Here is a 15307-nt window from a genome sequence, read left to right as displayed (position 1 = left end):
CCGGGCCCACGTCCGGTGACCCCACCCCTGCGCCGCCCCGCCGGGACGCCGCCGGGCCGCCGCTCAGCGGGAGCGCCGCCGACGACGACCGCTCGGCTCGGCGACCCCGCTCAGCTGGGACGCCAGCGTGCGCAGTCCGGCCCGCAGCGAGGACGTCGGAGCGACCTCGGCCAGCGTCCGGCCGGCCGCCAGGGCGGCGTCCGTGGCCCGCCGGTCGGCCGGGAGGAACGTGCGCACCTCGCAGCCGGCGAACCGGCTCAGCGCGCCGGCGATCTCCTGCCGCGCATCGCCGGGTACCGGTCCCCGGCGCAGCTGGTTGACCACCACGACCGGCTCGACGTCCGGCAGCACCTCGCGCAGCTCGGCCAGTGCCCGGACCGTGCGCTGCAGCGCCACCGGGTCGGCCCCGCTGACACAGAGGACCTCGTCGGCCTCCTCCAGCACGGTCAGCGTGGCCCCGTTCCGCCGCGGAGCCGCGGTGTCGAAGGAGAGCTCCTCGTCCTCCTCCAGGGAGAACCCGCAGTCCACCACGGTCAGCGAGGCCAGCCGCCGGGCCTCCTCGAGCACCACCGCGACGGCCTGCGGCCGCAGCTCGGGCCACCGGTCGGCGCGGGCCAGCCCGGTCAGCACCCGCAGGTGCGGGCCGACCGCCCACGCCAGCCGCGCCAGCGCAGCGACGTCCAGGGTCCCTGCCGCCGCCTGCCGCGCGGCCGCTGCCACGCCGGGCGACTCGTCCAGCAGGCCGAGCACCTGCGCGACCACCCCGCCGTACACGTCGCCGTCCACCAGCAGCGTGGACACCTCCAGCCGCGCGGCCTCGTCCGCGAGCCCGACGGCCACGGTGGTGCGACCGGGCGCCCCCGTCGGTCCCCAGACCGCCACCACCCGCCCCCGGCCGGCCGGGCGGGTCGACTCCTCGGGCGGGAGGCCCAGCACCGGCAGCGCCGACCGTGGGTCACCGACGTCGTGGCCGCCCACCGGCCCCCCGCTCACCGCCTCCCGCAGGGCCCGGGCGATCTCCTCGGCCGGGGCGTCGGCGGGCAGCACCCGGACGACGCCGAGCTGGCGGAGCCGATCGGTCGCCCGGGTGTCCCCGGGTTCGACCAGCCCGACGACGGCGATGCCGGCCGCGGTCAGCCGGGCCACCGCTGCGCCGTCCAGCCGGCGCAGCTCGGCCGACAGCAGCGCCGCCTGGCCGGTGCCGGTCGTCGCGGCGGCCAGCAGGTCGGCGACGTCGACGCAGCGCCGGACCACGGTGACCCCGTGGTCCTCGCGGTCCAGCGCCCCGACGAGCTCGGACTCCCAGGACGCCCCGGTGACCGCGGTGAAGACCTGCAGGGCCATCAGCCGGTCGGCCCGGCCGGGACGGCTCCGGCCGCGGCCCCACCGGGACCGTCCGTGGCCTCCACGGACTCCCGGACGACGACGACCAGGCCGCGCCCCCCGATCGAGGCGAGCACGTCGGCAGCGTCCTCGGCGGCCACGGCGACCACCACCTGGACGGTCGAGGTGGCGGTGGACAGGACGCCGTCCCCGCGGCCGGTGACCGCCTGCACCGGTGCCCCGGACACCACGACGTCGACCCCGCCGCCGGTCGGTGCGGACCCGCCCACCACCGGGTCCGCCACGGCGTAGACGTCGACCACCTGCCCACGGTCGAGCCCGGGTGGGACGAAGCCCGCCTGCACCGGGAGCGCGAGCTGCACCAGGTCACCCGGCTCCTCCAGCACCGACCGCGGCACGAGCTCGCCGTCCCGCACCGCGCGGGCGAGCACCCGGCCCGCCGGGCGGGTGCTGGTGGCCAGGTAGGCCTCCGCGACGTCGTCCAGCCGGACCGAGACCGGGACCAGGTCGGCCTCGGACAGCACCGTGCCGGCCGCCAGGTCACCGGCTGCGGACCAGACGGGCACGGTCGCGTCGGCGGCCGTCACGACCCGGGCGCCGACCAGGACCGAGCCCAGCACCAGCAGCACCCCGAGCACCAGCCGCAGGTCCAGCCAGCGGGGCGGGCGGACCCGGCGGGCCGCCGGGCCCGGCGGGGCCGTGTCGGTGCGCGCGCCGGACGGCGCCGCGCTGGAGGCGCTCATCGGTCGGTCATCCCCTCGCCCTGTCTGTCCGTCTGCGGCCGGTCACCCCGGCTGACCTCGCCGTACGTGGTCGCGGAGGGAGATCATGACCGAGGGGGCAGACGGCGCGCAGCCGTTGTCCACACCTTCGGGTGGACCGTCCGGGCCGCTGTCACCCGACTGCCACACTGGCGGGCACCTTCGACGGGAGAACACCGACCCCATGGCCACCCAGCGCTTCCTGACCCTCGACGACGTGGCGGAGATCCTCAACGTCTCCTGGTCACAGGCCTACGCACTGGTGCGCCGCAAGGAGCTGATCGCCATCCAGATCGGCGGGCGCGGTCAGTGGCGGGTCGAGAAGGACGAGCTGGAGCGGTTCATCCAGCAGAAGTACGCCGAGGCCCGTTCCTCGGCCGGAGCGGAGGAGCCGGTCCCGGACGACGCCGAGGTGGACTCCCCCCGCTGACCGCTCGCCGGGTGCTCAGCCGAGCGCCGGCCCGGCCGTCCGGAGCGCGACCAGCGCGGGGAGTGCGATCGCCCGCACCCCGGTGACCGCCGTGCGACGGCGCGGCTGGTCGATCGGGTGCTCGGCCAGTTCCAGGAAGTCCGCGCCGACCCGGTCGATCGTGCCGGCCAGCACGGCGCCGTCCGCCAGCATGCAGTGCAGGGCGGCCCGGTCCCGGCCCAGCGCCCGCGCCGCCCGGCGCAGGTCCAACGACCGGTCGACCGCGCCCTCCGCAGCGGCCGCTGCGGTCACCGCGGTGAGCCCGGACACCGAGCTGACCGCCGCCAGGGCGACCAGCACCTCACGCTGCTGCTGATCGACCAGCAGCACCCAGTCGACGCCCACGTCGACCAGCCGGCCGGCGAGCTCACCGGCGGCACAGCTCAGCGACACCCGCTGGCCGGTGGCGCCCCGTAGCCGGTCGGCCAGCCGGATCCGACCCTGCTCGGCGCGCGCCCGGGACGCCTCGTCGGCCTGGTCGACCGCGGCCTCCTGCTCAGCCAGCTGGGCCTCGAGGTCGGCGAAGAGCTGCTCCCAACGCATGCACGGAGGCTAGCTCGTCCACAAATCCTTGCGTTTGGTTGCGTTTGCTGTCGTTGGTGGTGTTTGGTCGTTCACATGACCGGAGCGGGGATGTCCGTGGTGCGCTGGACGGCGACGACGTCGGCGTTCGTCCTCGTCGCCGGCGCGCTGCGCTGGCTCGGCCCGGAGCCGGGGGCGATCGGCGCAGCGCTGGCCGATCCGCAACGGCTGGTCGACACCGCCGGGCCGGACGCCCTCGTGCTGGTCGTGGTCTCCGCACTGGCGTGGGCGTGCTGGGCCTGGGGCGCGCTGGGGCTGCTGCTGACCGCGGCGACCGCCGCGCCCGGCCTGGCCGGCCGGACGGCCGGCGTGCTGCTGCGCGGCGTGCTCCCGGCCGGCGCCCGGCGGGCCGCGGCCATCGCGATCGGCGTCGGTCTCAGCACGGCGGCCCCCATCGCCCTGCCCGCCGGAGCGGGGCCGCTGGTCACCGCCTCGGCCGAGACGAGCACCGCCGGAGCGGGGCCGCTCGTCACCGCCGCAGCGGGGCCACTGGTCACCGCCGGAGCGGGGCCGCTCGTCACCGCCGCAGCGGGGCCACTGGTCACCGCCGCAGCGGAGACGAGCACCGCCGGTGAGGACCGGTCGCCGGGCTCGCCCGCCTCCGTGGTGCAGCCCGACTGGCCGGGCGCACCGGAGACCGCCGTGGCCGATCCGCCGCCCCCGGTCCCCGACTGGCCCGGACCGGCGGCCGGGGAGCACGTCGTCCTCCGCGGCGACTGCCTGTGGGACATCGCCCGCGACTGGCTGGCCGCCGGCCGGCCCGCGCACCCGGTCGCCGACGGCGAGATCACCGACGCCGAGATCGCCTCCACCGAGATCGCCAACGCCGTGCAGGCGTGGTGGCAGGCCAACGCCGCCGTCATCGGCCCCGACCCGGACCTGCTGCTGCCCGGTCAGGTGCTCCGCCCCCCGGCCTGAGCCCGCCGCCCACCTCCCCGTTCCCCGTCGTCCCGAGGAGACACAGATGACCGCCTCGCCGAGCCTGTCCCCCGCACCACCCGCGCCCGCGCCGTCCGCAGCGCTGACCGCCGCACCGGCGCCGGCCCACCGGCGGCTGCACCTGGTCGCCGTCCCCACGCCCGGGCCTCCCCTGGAGGACGCGCGGGTGCCGGTGCGGCTGCTGGTACCGGGCCGGCGCACCCCGCGGCCGGCACCTCCGCCCGGGCCGCGCCCGCGCCTGGACCAGCCGGTCCGGCCGGCCGGTGAGGCGACGGACTTCGGGCCGGCCTGGACCCGCCGGGCCGAACTGCCCGACCCCCAGGCCGCCGGACAGCGCCTGGTCACCCTGACCCTCGAGGCGTTCGCCGGTCGCCGGCCGATCGGCCAGCTGCAGTCGCTGGTGAGCCCGGCCCTCTTCCTGGCACTCAGCGGTCGCCGCCGGCCGCGCTGGTGCACCGAGGGGACCGCACCACTGCTGCTCGGCTCGGTGCGGGTGTGTGAGCCGGTGGACGGGGTGGCCGAGATCAGCGCCGTGGCCCGACGCGGCGGGCGGGCGCACGCGGTCGCCGCGCGGCTCGAGGGCATCGACGGGCGCTGGCGCTGCACGGCGCTGCAGATCGGCTGACGGAGGTCCCGTCGAGCGCCCAGCGGGGCGGTCCCCGGACGCCGACGCCCCGCCGACCGGTGGTCAGCGGGGCGTCGGTGCGCTCAGTCCGTCAGCCGGCGACGCCGTGGCACTGCTTGTACTTCCGCCCCGAACCGCACGGGCAGGGCGCGTTGCGCGGGGTCTCCTTGGTGCCGGTGACGGTCGCCGTCTTGGCGGCCTTGGCCCGGCCGGCCTCCTTGGGCGAGGTGTCCAGGCTCGGCGCGCTGTAGCTCAGCTCCGTCTGGTCCGGGGCCTCCAGGCCCTTGACCTGCAGCTCCGGCCCGGTCCCCGTGGCCACCGGCTCGGCCGTGTCCGGCTCCGGCGCGGCAACCTGCGGCGCGGCCGCTGCGGCCGGCGCCGGCTTGCGGGTGCGCCGGGCCGAGCTCGTCGTCGTCCCGTTGCCGTTGGACGTCGGCGCAGGTGCCGGGGCAGCACCGTCGCCGTCCACGCCGGCCGGGACGGTGGGAGCGGCGGGCTCGGCGGCGACGGGAGCAGCCGACTCGGCGGCCGGAGCAGCCGGCTGAGCAGCCGGCTCGCCTGCCGGGGCGGTCGGCTCGGCTGCCGGGGCGGTCGGCTCGGCCGGCGCCCACGGCTCGGCCGGTGCAGCGGCCGCCCGGGCGGCCGCCTGTCGGGCCAGCACCCGCTCGGTGCCCGCCTGGGCCCGGGCCAGCGCCTCCGCCTCCGCAGCGGCCTGCTTCTGCGCGGCCTCGGCGGCCTGCTGCTCCTTGGTCTTGACCTCGAGGTTGAACAGGAAGCCGAGGGACTCCTCCTTGATCCCGTCCAGCATCGCGTTGAACATGTCGTAGCCCTCGCGCTGGTACTCCACGACCGGGTCGCGGTTGGCCATCGCGCGCAGGTGGATGCCGGCCCGCAGGTAGTCCATCTCGTAGAGGTGCTCGCGCCACTTGCGGTCCAGCACGGTGAGCAGCACCCGCCGCTCGAGCTCGCGCATGACCTCCGAGCCGAGCGCCTCCTCGCGGGTCGCGTAGGCGGCGTGCACGTCGGCGAGCAGCTCGTCCCGCAGCACGTCGGCGGTCAGCGCGGCCTGGTCGCCGTCGGCGACCCGGTCCAGCAGCTCCTGCCGGTCCAGGCCCACCGGGTACAGCGCCTTGAGGCCGGCCCACAGCTGCTCGAGGTCCCAGTCCTCGGCGTAGCCGGTCTCGGTGGCACCGCTGACGTAGGCGACGACGACGTCGTCGACCATCGTCTGCACCTGCACGTGCAGGTCCTCGCCGTCGAGCACCTTGCGCCGCTCGTCGTAGATGACGGTGCGCTGCCGGTTGAGCACCTCGTCGTACTTGAGGACGTCCTTGCGGACCTCGTGGTTCTGCTGCTCGACCTGGGTCTGCGCCGACAGGATCGCCCGGCTGACCATCTTCGACTCGATCGGCTGGTCGTCGGGGACCCGCAGCGTAGTCATCATCGACTCGAGCATCGGCCCGTTGAACCGGCGCATCAGGTCATCGCCCAGGGACAGGTAGAACCGCGACTCCCCCGGGTCGCCCTGACGCCCGGACCGGCCGCGCAGCTGGTTGTCGATCCGCCGGCTCTCGTGCCGCTCGGTGCCCAGCACGTACAGCCCACCGGCCTCGGTCACCTGGTCGTGCTCGGTCTTCACCTGGGCCTTCGCCGACGCCAGGGCCTCGTCCCAGGCCGCCTCGTACTCCTCCGGCGTCTCCGCCGGGGACAGGCCCCGGGCGCGCAGCTGCTCGTCGGCGATGAACTCGGCGTTGCCGCCGAGCTGGATGTCGGTGCCGCGGCCGGCCATGTTGGTGGCGACGGTGACGGCGCCGAGCCGCCCGGCCATCGCGATGATCGAGGCCTCCCGCGCGTGGTTCTTCGCGTTGAGCACCTCGTGCGGGATGCCCCGCTTGAGCAGGTACTTGGCCAGCAGCTCGGACTTCTCCACGCTCGCCGTGCCGACCAGCACCGGCTGGCCCGCCTCGTGCCGCTCGGCGATGTCCTCGACGACGGAGTCGAACTTGGCCTTCTCCGTCTTGTAGATGACGTCGGCGCGGTCGGCGCGGACCATCGGCCGGTTCGTCGGGATGGGCACGACGCCGAGGGAGTAGGTCTGGGAGAGCTCGGCGGCCTCGGTCTGGGCCGTGCCGGTCATCCCGGAGAGCTTCTCGTAGAGCCGGAAGTAGTTCTGCAGGGTGATCGTGGCGAGGGTCTGGTTCTCGTCCTTGATCTTCACCCGCTCCTTGGCCTCGATGGCCTGGTGCATGCCCTCGTTGTAGCGCCGGCCGGACAGCACACGGCCGGTGAACTCGTCGACGATGAGGACCTCGCCGTCGGTGACGATGTACTGCTGGTCCTTCTTGTAGAGCTCCTTGGCCTTCAGCGCGTTGTTCAGGTAGCTGATCAGCGGGGTGTTCGCCGCCTCGTAGAGGTTCTCGATGCCGAGCTGGTCCTCGACGAACTCCACGCCCTCCTCGGTGATGGCGATGGTCCGCTTGGCCTCTTCGACCTCGTAGTGCCGGTCGCGCTTCATCAGCGGGGCGATCCGGGCGAACTCGCCGTACCACTTGGCGCTGGTCTCGGCGGGGCCGCTGATGATCAGCGGGGTGCGGGCCTCGTCGATGAGGATCGAGTCGACCTCGTCGACGATGGCGAAGGCGTGACCGCGCTGCACCAGGTCGCCCTTGCTCCAGGCCATGTTGTCGCGCAGGTAGTCGAAGCCGAACTCGTTGTTCGTCCCGTGGGTGATGTCGGCGGCGTACTGCTGCCGGCGGACGTCGGGCTTCTGGCCGGAGACGATCGTGCCGACCGTCAGGCCCAGGAAGCGCTGCACCCGGCCCATCCACTCGGCGTCGCGCTGGGCCAGGTAGTCGTTGGTGGTGACCACGTGCACGCCGTCGCCGCTGAGCGCGTTCAGGTAGGCCGGCAGCACACCGGTCAGGGTCTTGCCCTCACCGGTCTTCATCTCCGCGATGTTGCCCAGGTGCAGCGCGGCCCCGCCCATCAGCTGCACCCGGTAGTGCCGCTGGCCCAGCGTGCGGGTCGACGCCTCGCGGACCACCGCGAACGCCTCGGGGAGCAGGTGGCCCAGGGACTCCCCGTCGCCGTACCGCGCCTTGAACTCGTCGGTCTTCGCGCGCAGCTCGGCGTCGGTCAGATCGGTGACGTCGGGCTCGAGGGCCTCGACCGCGTCGGTGATCTTCGTCAGCCGTCGGACGATCTTGCCCTCACCGGCACGCAGGATCTTGTTGAACACCACCCCCCCAGCGTAGGCGGCGCAGCTGTGAAGCGGTCCCGGCGCGGCCGAGGTGGGTACCCGGACGTGCGGACTCGTACCCTCCGCGACGTGTCCTCCGCCTCGAACCCGCCCTCCGCCGCGCTGCTCGGGCCGGGGGTGGTGGCCTTCTTCACCGAGCGGCACCTGGCCACGCTGACCACCCTGCGCGCCGACGGCAGCCCGCACGTGGTGCCGGTCGGCGTCACCCTCGACGCCGCCACCGGCACCGCCCGGGTGATCACCTCGGGCACCTCGGCGAAGGTCCGGCACGTGCGCGGCGGGCAGACCCGGGTCGCGGTCTGCCAGGTCGAGGGCAAGGTGTGGACGACGCTGGAGGGGACGGCGACGGTGCGCGACGACGCCGCTGCGATCGCCGACGCCGAGGCGCGGTACGCCGTCCGCTACCAGCAGCCGCGGGTCAACCCGGCCCGGGTCGTGCTGGAGATCGCGGTCGACCGCGTGCTGGGCAACGCCGAGCGCTGGCGGGGTCCCGAGGCACCGCAGTGACCGGGATGGACCTCAGCGGCATCGACCTGACCACCGAGGTCGTGCGCACCGAGCGACTGCTGCTGCGCCCCTTCCGCGCGGACGACGTCGACCCGGTGCTGGCCGCCTGCCAGAGCCCGGACATCGCGCGCTGGATCGCGGCGGTCTCGGTGCCCTACACCCGAGCCGACGCCGCTGCGTGGGTCACCGGCGAGGCACCGGCCATGCGGCGGGAGGGCACCGGCCTGACCGTGGCGATCGAGGCCGAGGGACGGTTCGTCGGTTCCGCCGGCGTGCACCGGATCGGCCAGCACCCGATGGGCCCCGAGGTCGGCTACTGGATCGCCCCGGAGGCCCGCGGCAACGGCTACGCCGCGGAGGCGGCGCACGCGCTGGCCGAGTGGGCCATCGGCCTCGGGGCGCACCGGGCGTACCTGGTCGCCGACGTGCTCAACACCGGGTCCCGGGCAGTCGCCCGCCGGGCCGGGTTCACCGAGGAGGGCGTGCTGCGCTCCTACCTCGCCTACCGGGACGGCAGCCGCGGCGACGCCGCCCTGTTCTCCCGGCTGCCCGGCGACTGACGGCCCGGGGTGGAGCCGCCCCGGCGACCGGTGGACCGCGCCCCGACCCGGCGCACCGGTCGGGCAGGCGGCTCCCCCTCCCCCGGGCAGCGGCCCCGGCTGCCCCTGGGCGAGCGGCTCCGGCTCCCCCGGACGGACGACGAGCCGCCCTCCGCGGGTGCGGAGGACGGCTCGCCGGGGCGACCGGGTCAGGCGTTGGCGGGCTCGAGGTCTCCCGCTGCCGCGGCGGACGCGAGGGCGGCGTCGCTGCCCTCGGCGGTCGCGGGGGCGCCGAGCCGGATCAGCCCGTAGTCGAACGCGTGCCGGCGGTAGACGACCGAGGGGACCCCGGTGTCGGCACAGAGGAAGAGGAAGAAGTCGTGGCCGACCATCTCCATCTCGTAGAGGGCCTGGTCGACGTGCATCGGCGTGGCCGGGTGGACCTTCTCCCGGACGATCTGGCCGGGCAGGTGCTCGTCCAGATCGGTCACCAGGGGCCCGTCGGCCAGTGCGGCGTCGACGTCGGCGGGTGACGTCCCGTCCAGGGCGGGTGCCGGGGCGCTGCTGACCCCGGTGAGCACCGGCTCCTCGACGGCGGGGACGCTGTCGATCCGCACGCTGGGTGGGGTGCGGCGGCCGTGGTGCACGCGGCGACGGTCGTTGGCCCGTCGCATGTGGTTCTCGAGCTTGCCGGCGGCGAGCTCCAGCGCGGCGTAGAAGTCGGGGGCGGACGCCTCGGCGCGGGCCACCGGCCCCTTGCCGCGCAGCGTGATCTCCACGCGTTGGCAGTTGGCTGCCTGCCGAGGGTTCTTCTCGTGCAGCAGCTCGACGTCGATGCGGATGACCTTGCCGTCGAACCGTTCCAGCTGGCCGACCTTGTCCTCCACCTTCTGGCGGAAGTGCTCGGGCACCTCGACGTTACGGCCACGGACCACGATCTCCATGGGACCTCCCGGTTGAGCGGGGTGTGATCAACCCGACGCTAGACGCCTTGCCCCGGTCCCGACAGTGGAAGCCCGGTCCGCCCCCTCCCCACCCCGACCACGCACCGTGAACGCCCCAGGTGGCGGCGGGGCGAACGGGCGGTGCACACGTCGTGGAGTGGCGGCGACGACCGCTGCCAGCACCGGCGTGTCCCGGCACGGCGTGTCCCCGGGACCGGCGAGGGCCCGGGCTCCCTCGGTCAGGGTCGCGCCGCTGGTGACGACGTCGTCCACCAGGACCAGCCGGCTGCCGGCGGGCACCCCAGCCCAGGCCCCGTGCCCGGCGGGCCGGGCCTGGAACCGACCGGACAGGTTGGCCCGCCGGGCGGCGGCGTCCAGCCCGGCGGAGTCCCGGGTGCGACCGGCCCTCCCGCGCAGCCGCCCCAGCACCGGCGCCGTCCGGGCGTCCAGGCCGGCGTCCCGCAGCTCGACGACGGCGCGGTCGGCGAGTTCCCGCACGTGGTCCCGGCCGCGCTGGCGGATCGCCGCCGGGGAGCTCGGCACCGGGACGAGGAGGACCGGTGCGCCCGCCGGCCCGGCCGCGCCGGCCAGCACGACGCACACCGCCAGCGCCAGCGCCGTGCCCAGCGGCCCGGCCAGCTCCGCGCGGCCGTGCTCCTTGAACGCCAGCACCGCCGGGCGCACCGGGCCGGCGTAGGCGCCGGCCGCCACGGTCGGCGGGAAGCCGGGCGGGTGCCGCCGCGGCTCGGCGAGCCGGGGCCGGGTGAGCCGGCGACGGCAGGCCGGGCACAGCACGTCGCCGGGCCGGGCACACCCGGCGCAACTGCGCGGCAGCACCAGGTCGGCCAGTGCCCGGCTGCCGGCCCGCAGCACCCCGGCGACACCGCCGTCCACGTCCGTGCCCATGCCGGGAGCCTGCCCCGTCGCGGGTCCGTCCCCGCCCCGCCGCGAGCGGCTGGGGACCCGGGGTGGACGTGGGGACGACGGCCGCCGCCGTCGGCGTCACATCGGGTAGAAGGGCGCTCTCCCGGGAATCGGCTCGGCGCCCCGCACGGCGGTCACCCAGTTGCCCCCGGGGAGCTGCCACAGCGTGCCGTCGGCGCTGACCAGCGGTTGCCGCCCCGGTGCCGCCGCGACCGCGGTCGGCTGGGCCGGCAGCCCGGCGGTGGTCAGCTCGGTGAGCCCCCAGCCGTCGACGCCCACCTCGTACGGCACGGTGCGCCCGGTGCTCGGGTCACCGGCCAGCAGGATCAGCGAGCCGGCGTTCCGCCAGGCGACGTCCACCACCTGCCGGATCGACGGGGTCACCGAGCGCAGGTCGCGGACGCTGACGGCGTCGTCGGCCCGCACCACCGTCCCGACGTAGAGCTGGCCACCCTGCGGACCGTCGATCACCACGGCGGCGCGCAGGCCGTCCGGGGAGAGCTGGAACTGGCTGGCCCGGCCGAGACCGGGCAGCGTGGGCGCGCTGACGGTCTGCGGTGCCCCGCCGTCGGGCAGCCGGATCACCTCGGCGCCGTCCCGGACGGTCCAGACCTCTGCCCGGGTGCCGGCCGTCGTCGGCTCGGTGAAGCTGCCGCCGGTCAGCGCGGGGGCCAGTCCCCCGCCGTACTGGCCGGCGTACAGCGTGGCCGGCGTCGGTGACGGCGAGGTCGCGGTGGACACCCCCGCGGTGAGCCCGAGCGCACCGGTCCGCGCGTCGACCGAGACCGCGGCCGAGTCGAGGTCGTACACGCCCTCCCCGGCGGGACCCGGTGCGGCGCTGCCGTCGGACGCGCGGCGCAGCGCACCGTCGGCGACGTAGTGCCCGACGGCGTCGGCCGGGACGACGTCCGGGTCGTACTGCTGCCAGTCGTCGATCCGCTGCTGCCCAGGGACGTCGGGCAGGCCGAGCTCCTGACCGTCGCGCAGCACCTCGACCGAGGTCAGGTCCAGCTGGTCCAGCGACCAGACCAGCTGCGCGGAGGCCGCCTGCAGGGTCGCGTCGTCGACGTCGGCGGGGAAGCTGAGGTCGACCGTCGCCGTCCGGCCGGAGGTGCTCACCGTGCTGCGCAGCTCCGCGCCGGCCAGCGGGTTGAGCACGCCGGCGGCGATCTGCGGGGACGGGCCGTCGAGCAGACGCTCCACCAGCGTGTTCGGCTGCGCACCGCCCTCGACCAGGTAGCGCGGGTCGGGCACCACCCGGGTGCCGGACTGGTCCAGGAAGTAGGCGTCGACGGGTTCGTAGGTGCGGGCGAAGTCCGGCTCGAGCATCAGCAGCCCGTCGGGTGGGTCGCTGATCCGCCACTCCCCCGACTCGTCGGTGAGCGTGAAGCTGCGGTTGTAGACCTCCCCGGTGCCGACCGTGAAGCTGCCGCGCTCATCGACCCTGCCCACCTCGGCAGCGGTGACCTCGACGGCGCCGGGGCCGGTGCGCACCGGCGCGTAGTCGCCGCTGATGACGGTCAGCCCGTCACCGTCCCGCCAGGCCGCCGCGGCCTCCTCGGTCAGGTACTGGCGGGCCACCGGGTGGTTGCGGACGGTGCTGGCGTTTGCGTCGATGAACCCGCGGACGACCTCCTCCGGGGTCGCACCCGGCACCGGCGCCGGTGGCTCGATGCCGACGGCGCCGTCCGGTGGGGCAGCCGCCTGGGTGATCCGCACCGTCGGGGAGCTGCTGGGCACCGTGCTGCAGCCGGCCAGCACGGAGACGGCGAGCACCGCGACGAGGGGGGCCAGCCGGGCGGAGCGGGACCTGCTCACGACGCGCCCCCGGCCACCCGGTTCGGCGCCGGGCGCAGCGGGAGCGGCGAGCTGGCCAGCCCGGCACCGGCGATCAGCGGCAGCGTGAGCCGGAACTGGGCACCCTGACCGGGCTGGCCCCACACCTGCAGCCAGCCCCCGTGCAGCCGGGCGTCCTCCAGGCTGATGGACAGACCGAGACCGCTGCCGCCGACGGTGCGCACCCGCGAGGGGTCGCCGCGCCAGAACCGGTCGAACACGTGCTGGGCGGCGACCGGGTCCAGGCCGACGCCGTGGTCGCGGACCGTGATGGCCGTCGCCGACCGGTTGGCCGCCAGGGCGATCTCGACGGGCTGCCCCTGCCCGTGCTCGATGGCGTTGCCGATCAGGTTGCGCAGCACCCGCTCCACCCGTCGACCGTCGACCTCCGCGATCACCGCCGACGCCGGGACGTCGACCTGCAGCGCGCAGCCGTGCCGCTCGGCGAGCGAGGCCATGCCGGCGGCCACCCGCTCCACCAGCGGGCCGAGGTCCTGGGCCTCCGCCTCGAGCGTGGCCGCACCTGCGTCGTAGCGGCTGATCTCCAGCAGGTCGGTCAGCAGGTTCTCGAACCGGTCGAGCTCGGCCTGCAGCAGCTCCGCGGAGCGGGCGACGGCCGGGTCGAAGTCGCCGCGCGCCTCGTGCAGCACGTCCGCCGCCATCTGCACCGTGGTCAGCGGCGTCCGCAGCTCGTGCGAGACGTCGGAGGTGAACCGCTGCTGCAGCTGTGAGAGCCCCTCCAGCTGGGTGATCTGCTTCTGCAGGCTCTCGGCCATCGCGTTGAAGCTGGTGGCCAGCCGCGCCAGGTCGTCCTCGCCGCGCACGGTCAGCCGCTCGGCCAGGTGCCCGGCCGCCAGCCGCTGCGCCCCACCGGCGGCGCGGCGCACCGGGCCGACGACCAGCCGGGTCACCAGGACGCCGATGCCCACGACGAAGAGCACGAGCGCGGTCCCGCTGATCACCACGGTGCTGCGGATCAGCCCCAGGCTCTCCTGCTCCTGGTCCAGCGGGAAGGCGAAGTAGACCTCCACCCGGTCACCGCTGCGGGCATCGGTGGGCACGGGCGCGCCGACCACCAGGGTGGGCACCGGCTCGCCCTGCGCCCCGGGCACCGCCGCGTACCGGTACGCCGGGGAGCCGTCGGCCACCTCGGCGCGCAGGTCCGCGGGCAGGGCCGGGTAGACGTCCAGCCGGCTCCACGCCGGGCGTTCCTGGTCCCCCGAGCCGTAGATCATCACGACCTCGAAGTCACCGGCCGCACCGCCCCGGGACGTCAGCCCCTCGACGGTGCGAGCGAGCGTGGACCGGACGCTCGCCGAGTCGCCCGTGGCGATGCCGCCGACCTCGGTCTGGGCGTACGCCACCCCGTTCAGCGCCTGGTCGATGGCGGCGTCACGCTTGACCCGGAGCAGCTGGTCGCTGATCTGGCTGAACAGCACCAGGCTCACGATCACCACGACCGTGCTCGCGACCAGCATGGTGATCGCCCCGATCCGCAGCTGCAGCGAGGACCGCCAGGCGTGCACCGCGCGGCGCAGCGCGCGCCCCCCGACCACCAGGGAGCGACGGCGCGCACGGCGCAGCCGGCGGCGCACCCGTCCGGACGGCGGACGGCGGGCCGGCCCGGGCCCGGACGCATCGGGTGCGGCCGCGCCCGGTGCCACCGCGCCCGCCCGGTCGACGGCCGGCTCACCGGTGGAGGTGCCCACGGCCGGCGGGGTGCTCACGGCCGGCGGGGCGCCCACGACCGGCGGGGTGCCCTGGTCACGGCGGGCCGGCCTTGTAGCCCACCCCGCGGACGGTGAGGACCACCTCGGGCTTCTCCGGGTCGCGCTCCACCTTCGCGCGCAGCCGCTGGACGTGCACGTTCACCAGCCGGGTGTCGGCCGCGTGCCGGTAGCCCCAGACCTGCTCCAGCAGCAGCTCGCGGGTGAAGACCTGGCGGGGCTTGCGGGCGAGTGCCACCAGCAGGTCGAACTCCAGCGGGGTCAGCGCGATCGCCTCGTCGTCCCGGGTGACCTGGTGGGCCGGCACGTCGATCTGGACGTCACCGATCGCCAGGTTCTCCGCCTGCCCGGTCTCCCCGCGGCGCAACTGGGCCCGCACCCGGGCCACCAGCTCGACCGGCTTGAACGGCTTGGTCACGTAGTCGTCGGCCCCGGCCTCCAACCCCTGGACGACGTCGATGGTGTCGCCCTTGGCGGTCAGCATCACGATCGGCACGGCGGACTGGGTGCGGATGTCGGCGCAGATCTGCAGGCCGTTGCGGCCGGGCAGCATGAGGTCGAGCAGCACCAGGTCCGGGCGGAGCTGCTGGAAGGTGGCCACGGCGCGCGCACCGTCCGAGACGAACGCCGGGTCGTAGCCCTCCCGGCGCAGCACGATGCCCAGCATCTCGGCGAGGGCGGCGTCGTCGTCGACGACGAGGACGCGGCCGCGGCTGGTCCCGGCGGTGGGAGCTGAAGGTGGCACGGCGCCATTGTGCGCGACGAACGCCAGGAGGCGGTCCGCCCCGCCAGGGAACTTCCCCGGACGGGGCGGATCAGGGTCGGGCCCCCGGGGGCCCGACCCTGATCGA

14 protein-coding genes are annotated in these 15307 nt (G+C 75.6%); 5 read left to right on the top strand and 9 right to left on the bottom strand.

Annotated elements, in window-relative coordinates; genetic code table 11:
• Window positions 1-63: 63 nt before the first annotated feature.
• A complete protein-coding gene (locus FB380_RS11050) occupies window positions 64-1344 on the bottom strand; it encodes a CpaE/TadZ family protein (RefSeq protein ID WP_166755089.1) in 1281 nt (426 codons plus the stop codon).
• Entirely contained in the window at window positions 1344-2087 is a 744-nt protein-coding gene (locus FB380_RS11045) for an SAF domain-containing protein (RefSeq protein ID WP_166755088.1), read from the bottom strand. The genes FB380_RS11050 and FB380_RS11045 overlap by 1 nt, the downstream gene beginning before the upstream one ends.
• Before the next feature lie 202 nt (window positions 2088-2289).
• Here FB380_RS11045 and FB380_RS11040 point away from each other — a divergent pair, with 202 nt between their 5' ends.
• A complete protein-coding gene (locus tag FB380_RS11040) occupies window positions 2290-2535 on the top strand; it encodes a helix-turn-helix domain-containing protein (RefSeq protein WP_166755087.1) in 246 nt (81 codons plus the stop codon).
• Between the two features lie 15 nt (window positions 2536-2550).
• On the opposite strand, the gene FB380_RS11035 is transcribed toward FB380_RS11040, so the two are convergent.
• Complete coding sequence (locus FB380_RS11035) at window positions 2551-3117, bottom strand: hypothetical protein (protein WP_166755086.1); 567 nt, start codon at window positions 3115-3117, stop codon at window positions 2551-2553.
• 75 nt (window positions 3118-3192) lie between these two features.
• Between FB380_RS11035 and FB380_RS11030 the strand changes: the two genes are divergently transcribed.
• Window positions 3193-4074: a LysM peptidoglycan-binding domain-containing protein gene (locus FB380_RS11030; RefSeq protein ID WP_229682119.1), complete on the top strand. Its 882-nt coding sequence runs from the start codon at window positions 3193-3195 to the stop codon at window positions 4072-4074.
• A 46-nt stretch (window positions 4075-4120) separates the two neighbouring features.
• Entirely contained in the window at window positions 4121-4720 is a 600-nt protein-coding gene (locus tag FB380_RS11025) for an Rv3235 family protein (RefSeq protein WP_229682120.1), read from the top strand.
• A gap of 91 nt (window positions 4721-4811) precedes the next feature.
• On the opposite strand, the gene secA is transcribed toward FB380_RS11025, so the two are convergent.
• Window positions 4812-7961 carry a preprotein translocase subunit SecA gene (gene secA / locus FB380_RS11020; RefSeq protein WP_166755085.1) on the bottom strand — a complete coding sequence of 1050 codons (3150 nt, stop codon included), beginning with the start codon at window positions 7959-7961 and terminating at the stop codon, window positions 4812-4814.
• An 87-nt stretch (window positions 7962-8048) separates the two neighbouring features.
• On the opposite strand from secA, the gene FB380_RS11015 reads away from it, so the two are divergent.
• Together FB380_RS11015 and FB380_RS11010 are read left to right on the top strand one after the other, a co-directional pair.
• The gene (locus FB380_RS11015) at window positions 8049-8486 is read left to right on the top strand and encodes a TIGR03618 family F420-dependent PPOX class oxidoreductase (RefSeq protein WP_229682121.1); all 438 of its coding nucleotides are present in this window, start codon (window positions 8049-8051) and stop codon (window positions 8484-8486) included.
• 5 nt (window positions 8487-8491) lie between these two features.
• Window positions 8492-9046: a GNAT family N-acetyltransferase gene (locus FB380_RS11010; RefSeq protein ID WP_229682143.1), complete on the top strand. Its 555-nt coding sequence runs from the start codon at window positions 8492-8494 to the stop codon at window positions 9044-9046.
• Window positions 9047-9234: 188 nt separating this feature from the next.
• On the opposite strand, the gene hpf is transcribed toward FB380_RS11010, so the two are convergent.
• From hpf to mtrA, 5 genes are all read right to left on the bottom strand, one after another.
• The gene (gene hpf, locus FB380_RS11005) at window positions 9235-9969 is read right to left on the bottom strand and encodes a ribosome hibernation-promoting factor, HPF/YfiA family (RefSeq protein ID WP_166755083.1); all 735 of its coding nucleotides are present in this window, start codon (window positions 9967-9969) and stop codon (window positions 9235-9237) included.
• Between the two features lie 27 nt (window positions 9970-9996).
• The gene (locus tag FB380_RS11000) at window positions 9997-10875 is read right to left on the bottom strand and encodes a ComF family protein (RefSeq protein ID WP_188959607.1); all 879 of its coding nucleotides are present in this window, start codon (window positions 10873-10875) and stop codon (window positions 9997-9999) included.
• A 96-nt stretch (window positions 10876-10971) separates the two neighbouring features.
• Entirely contained in the window at window positions 10972-12711 is a 1740-nt protein-coding gene (locus tag FB380_RS10995; protein WP_166755082.1) for an LpqB family beta-propeller domain-containing protein, read from the bottom strand.
• Window positions 12708-14438 (bottom strand): MtrAB system histidine kinase MtrB, encoded by a 1731-nt coding sequence (gene mtrB / locus FB380_RS10990; protein WP_166755081.1) that lies wholly within the window; start codon window positions 14436-14438, stop codon window positions 12708-12710. The genes FB380_RS10995 and mtrB overlap by 4 nt, the downstream gene beginning before the upstream one ends.
• A 55-nt stretch (window positions 14439-14493) precedes the next feature.
• Complete coding sequence (gene mtrA, locus FB380_RS10985; RefSeq protein WP_166755080.1) at window positions 14494-15201, bottom strand: MtrAB system response regulator MtrA; 708 nt, start codon at window positions 15199-15201, stop codon at window positions 14494-14496.
• Window positions 15202-15307 lie beyond the last annotated feature (106 nt).

Source organism: Modestobacter marinus, assembly GCF_011758655.1.
Taxonomy (GTDB): domain Bacteria; phylum Actinomycetota; class Actinomycetes; order Mycobacteriales; family Geodermatophilaceae; genus Modestobacter; species Modestobacter marinus.
The sequence above is the reverse complement of the archived record's forward strand: the minus strand, read 5'-3'. Positions and strand labels throughout refer to the sequence as shown.

Coding starts and splice junctions, on each gene's coding strand:
- FB380_RS11050 (WP_166755089.1), bottom strand. CDS start 1,344: ATGGCCCTGCAGGTCTTCACCGCGGTCACCGGGGCGTCCTGGGAGTCC.
- FB380_RS11030 (WP_229682119.1), top strand. CDS start 3,193: ATGACCGGAGCGGGGATGTCCGTGGTGCGCTGGACGGCGACGACGTCG.
- FB380_RS11025 (WP_229682120.1), top strand. CDS start 4,121: ATGACCGCCTCGCCGAGCCTGTCCCCCGCACCACCCGCGCCCGCGCCG.
- FB380_RS11010 (WP_229682143.1), top strand. CDS start 8,492: ATGGACCTCAGCGGCATCGACCTGACCACCGAGGTCGTGCGCACCGAG.
- hpf (WP_166755083.1), bottom strand. CDS start 9,969: ATGGAGATCGTGGTCCGTGGCCGTAACGTCGAGGTGCCCGAGCACTTC.
- FB380_RS11000 (WP_188959607.1), bottom strand. CDS start 10,875: ATGGGCACGGACGTGGACGGCGGTGTCGCCGGGGTGCTGCGGGCCGGC.
- FB380_RS11040 (WP_166755087.1), top strand. CDS start 2,290: ATGGCCACCCAGCGCTTCCTGACCCTCGACGACGTGGCGGAGATCCTC.
- FB380_RS11045 (WP_166755088.1), bottom strand. CDS start 2,087: ATGAGCGCCTCCAGCGCGGCGCCGTCCGGCGCGCGCACCGACACGGCC.
- FB380_RS11035 (WP_166755086.1), bottom strand. CDS start 3,117: ATGCGTTGGGAGCAGCTCTTCGCCGACCTCGAGGCCCAGCTGGCTGAG.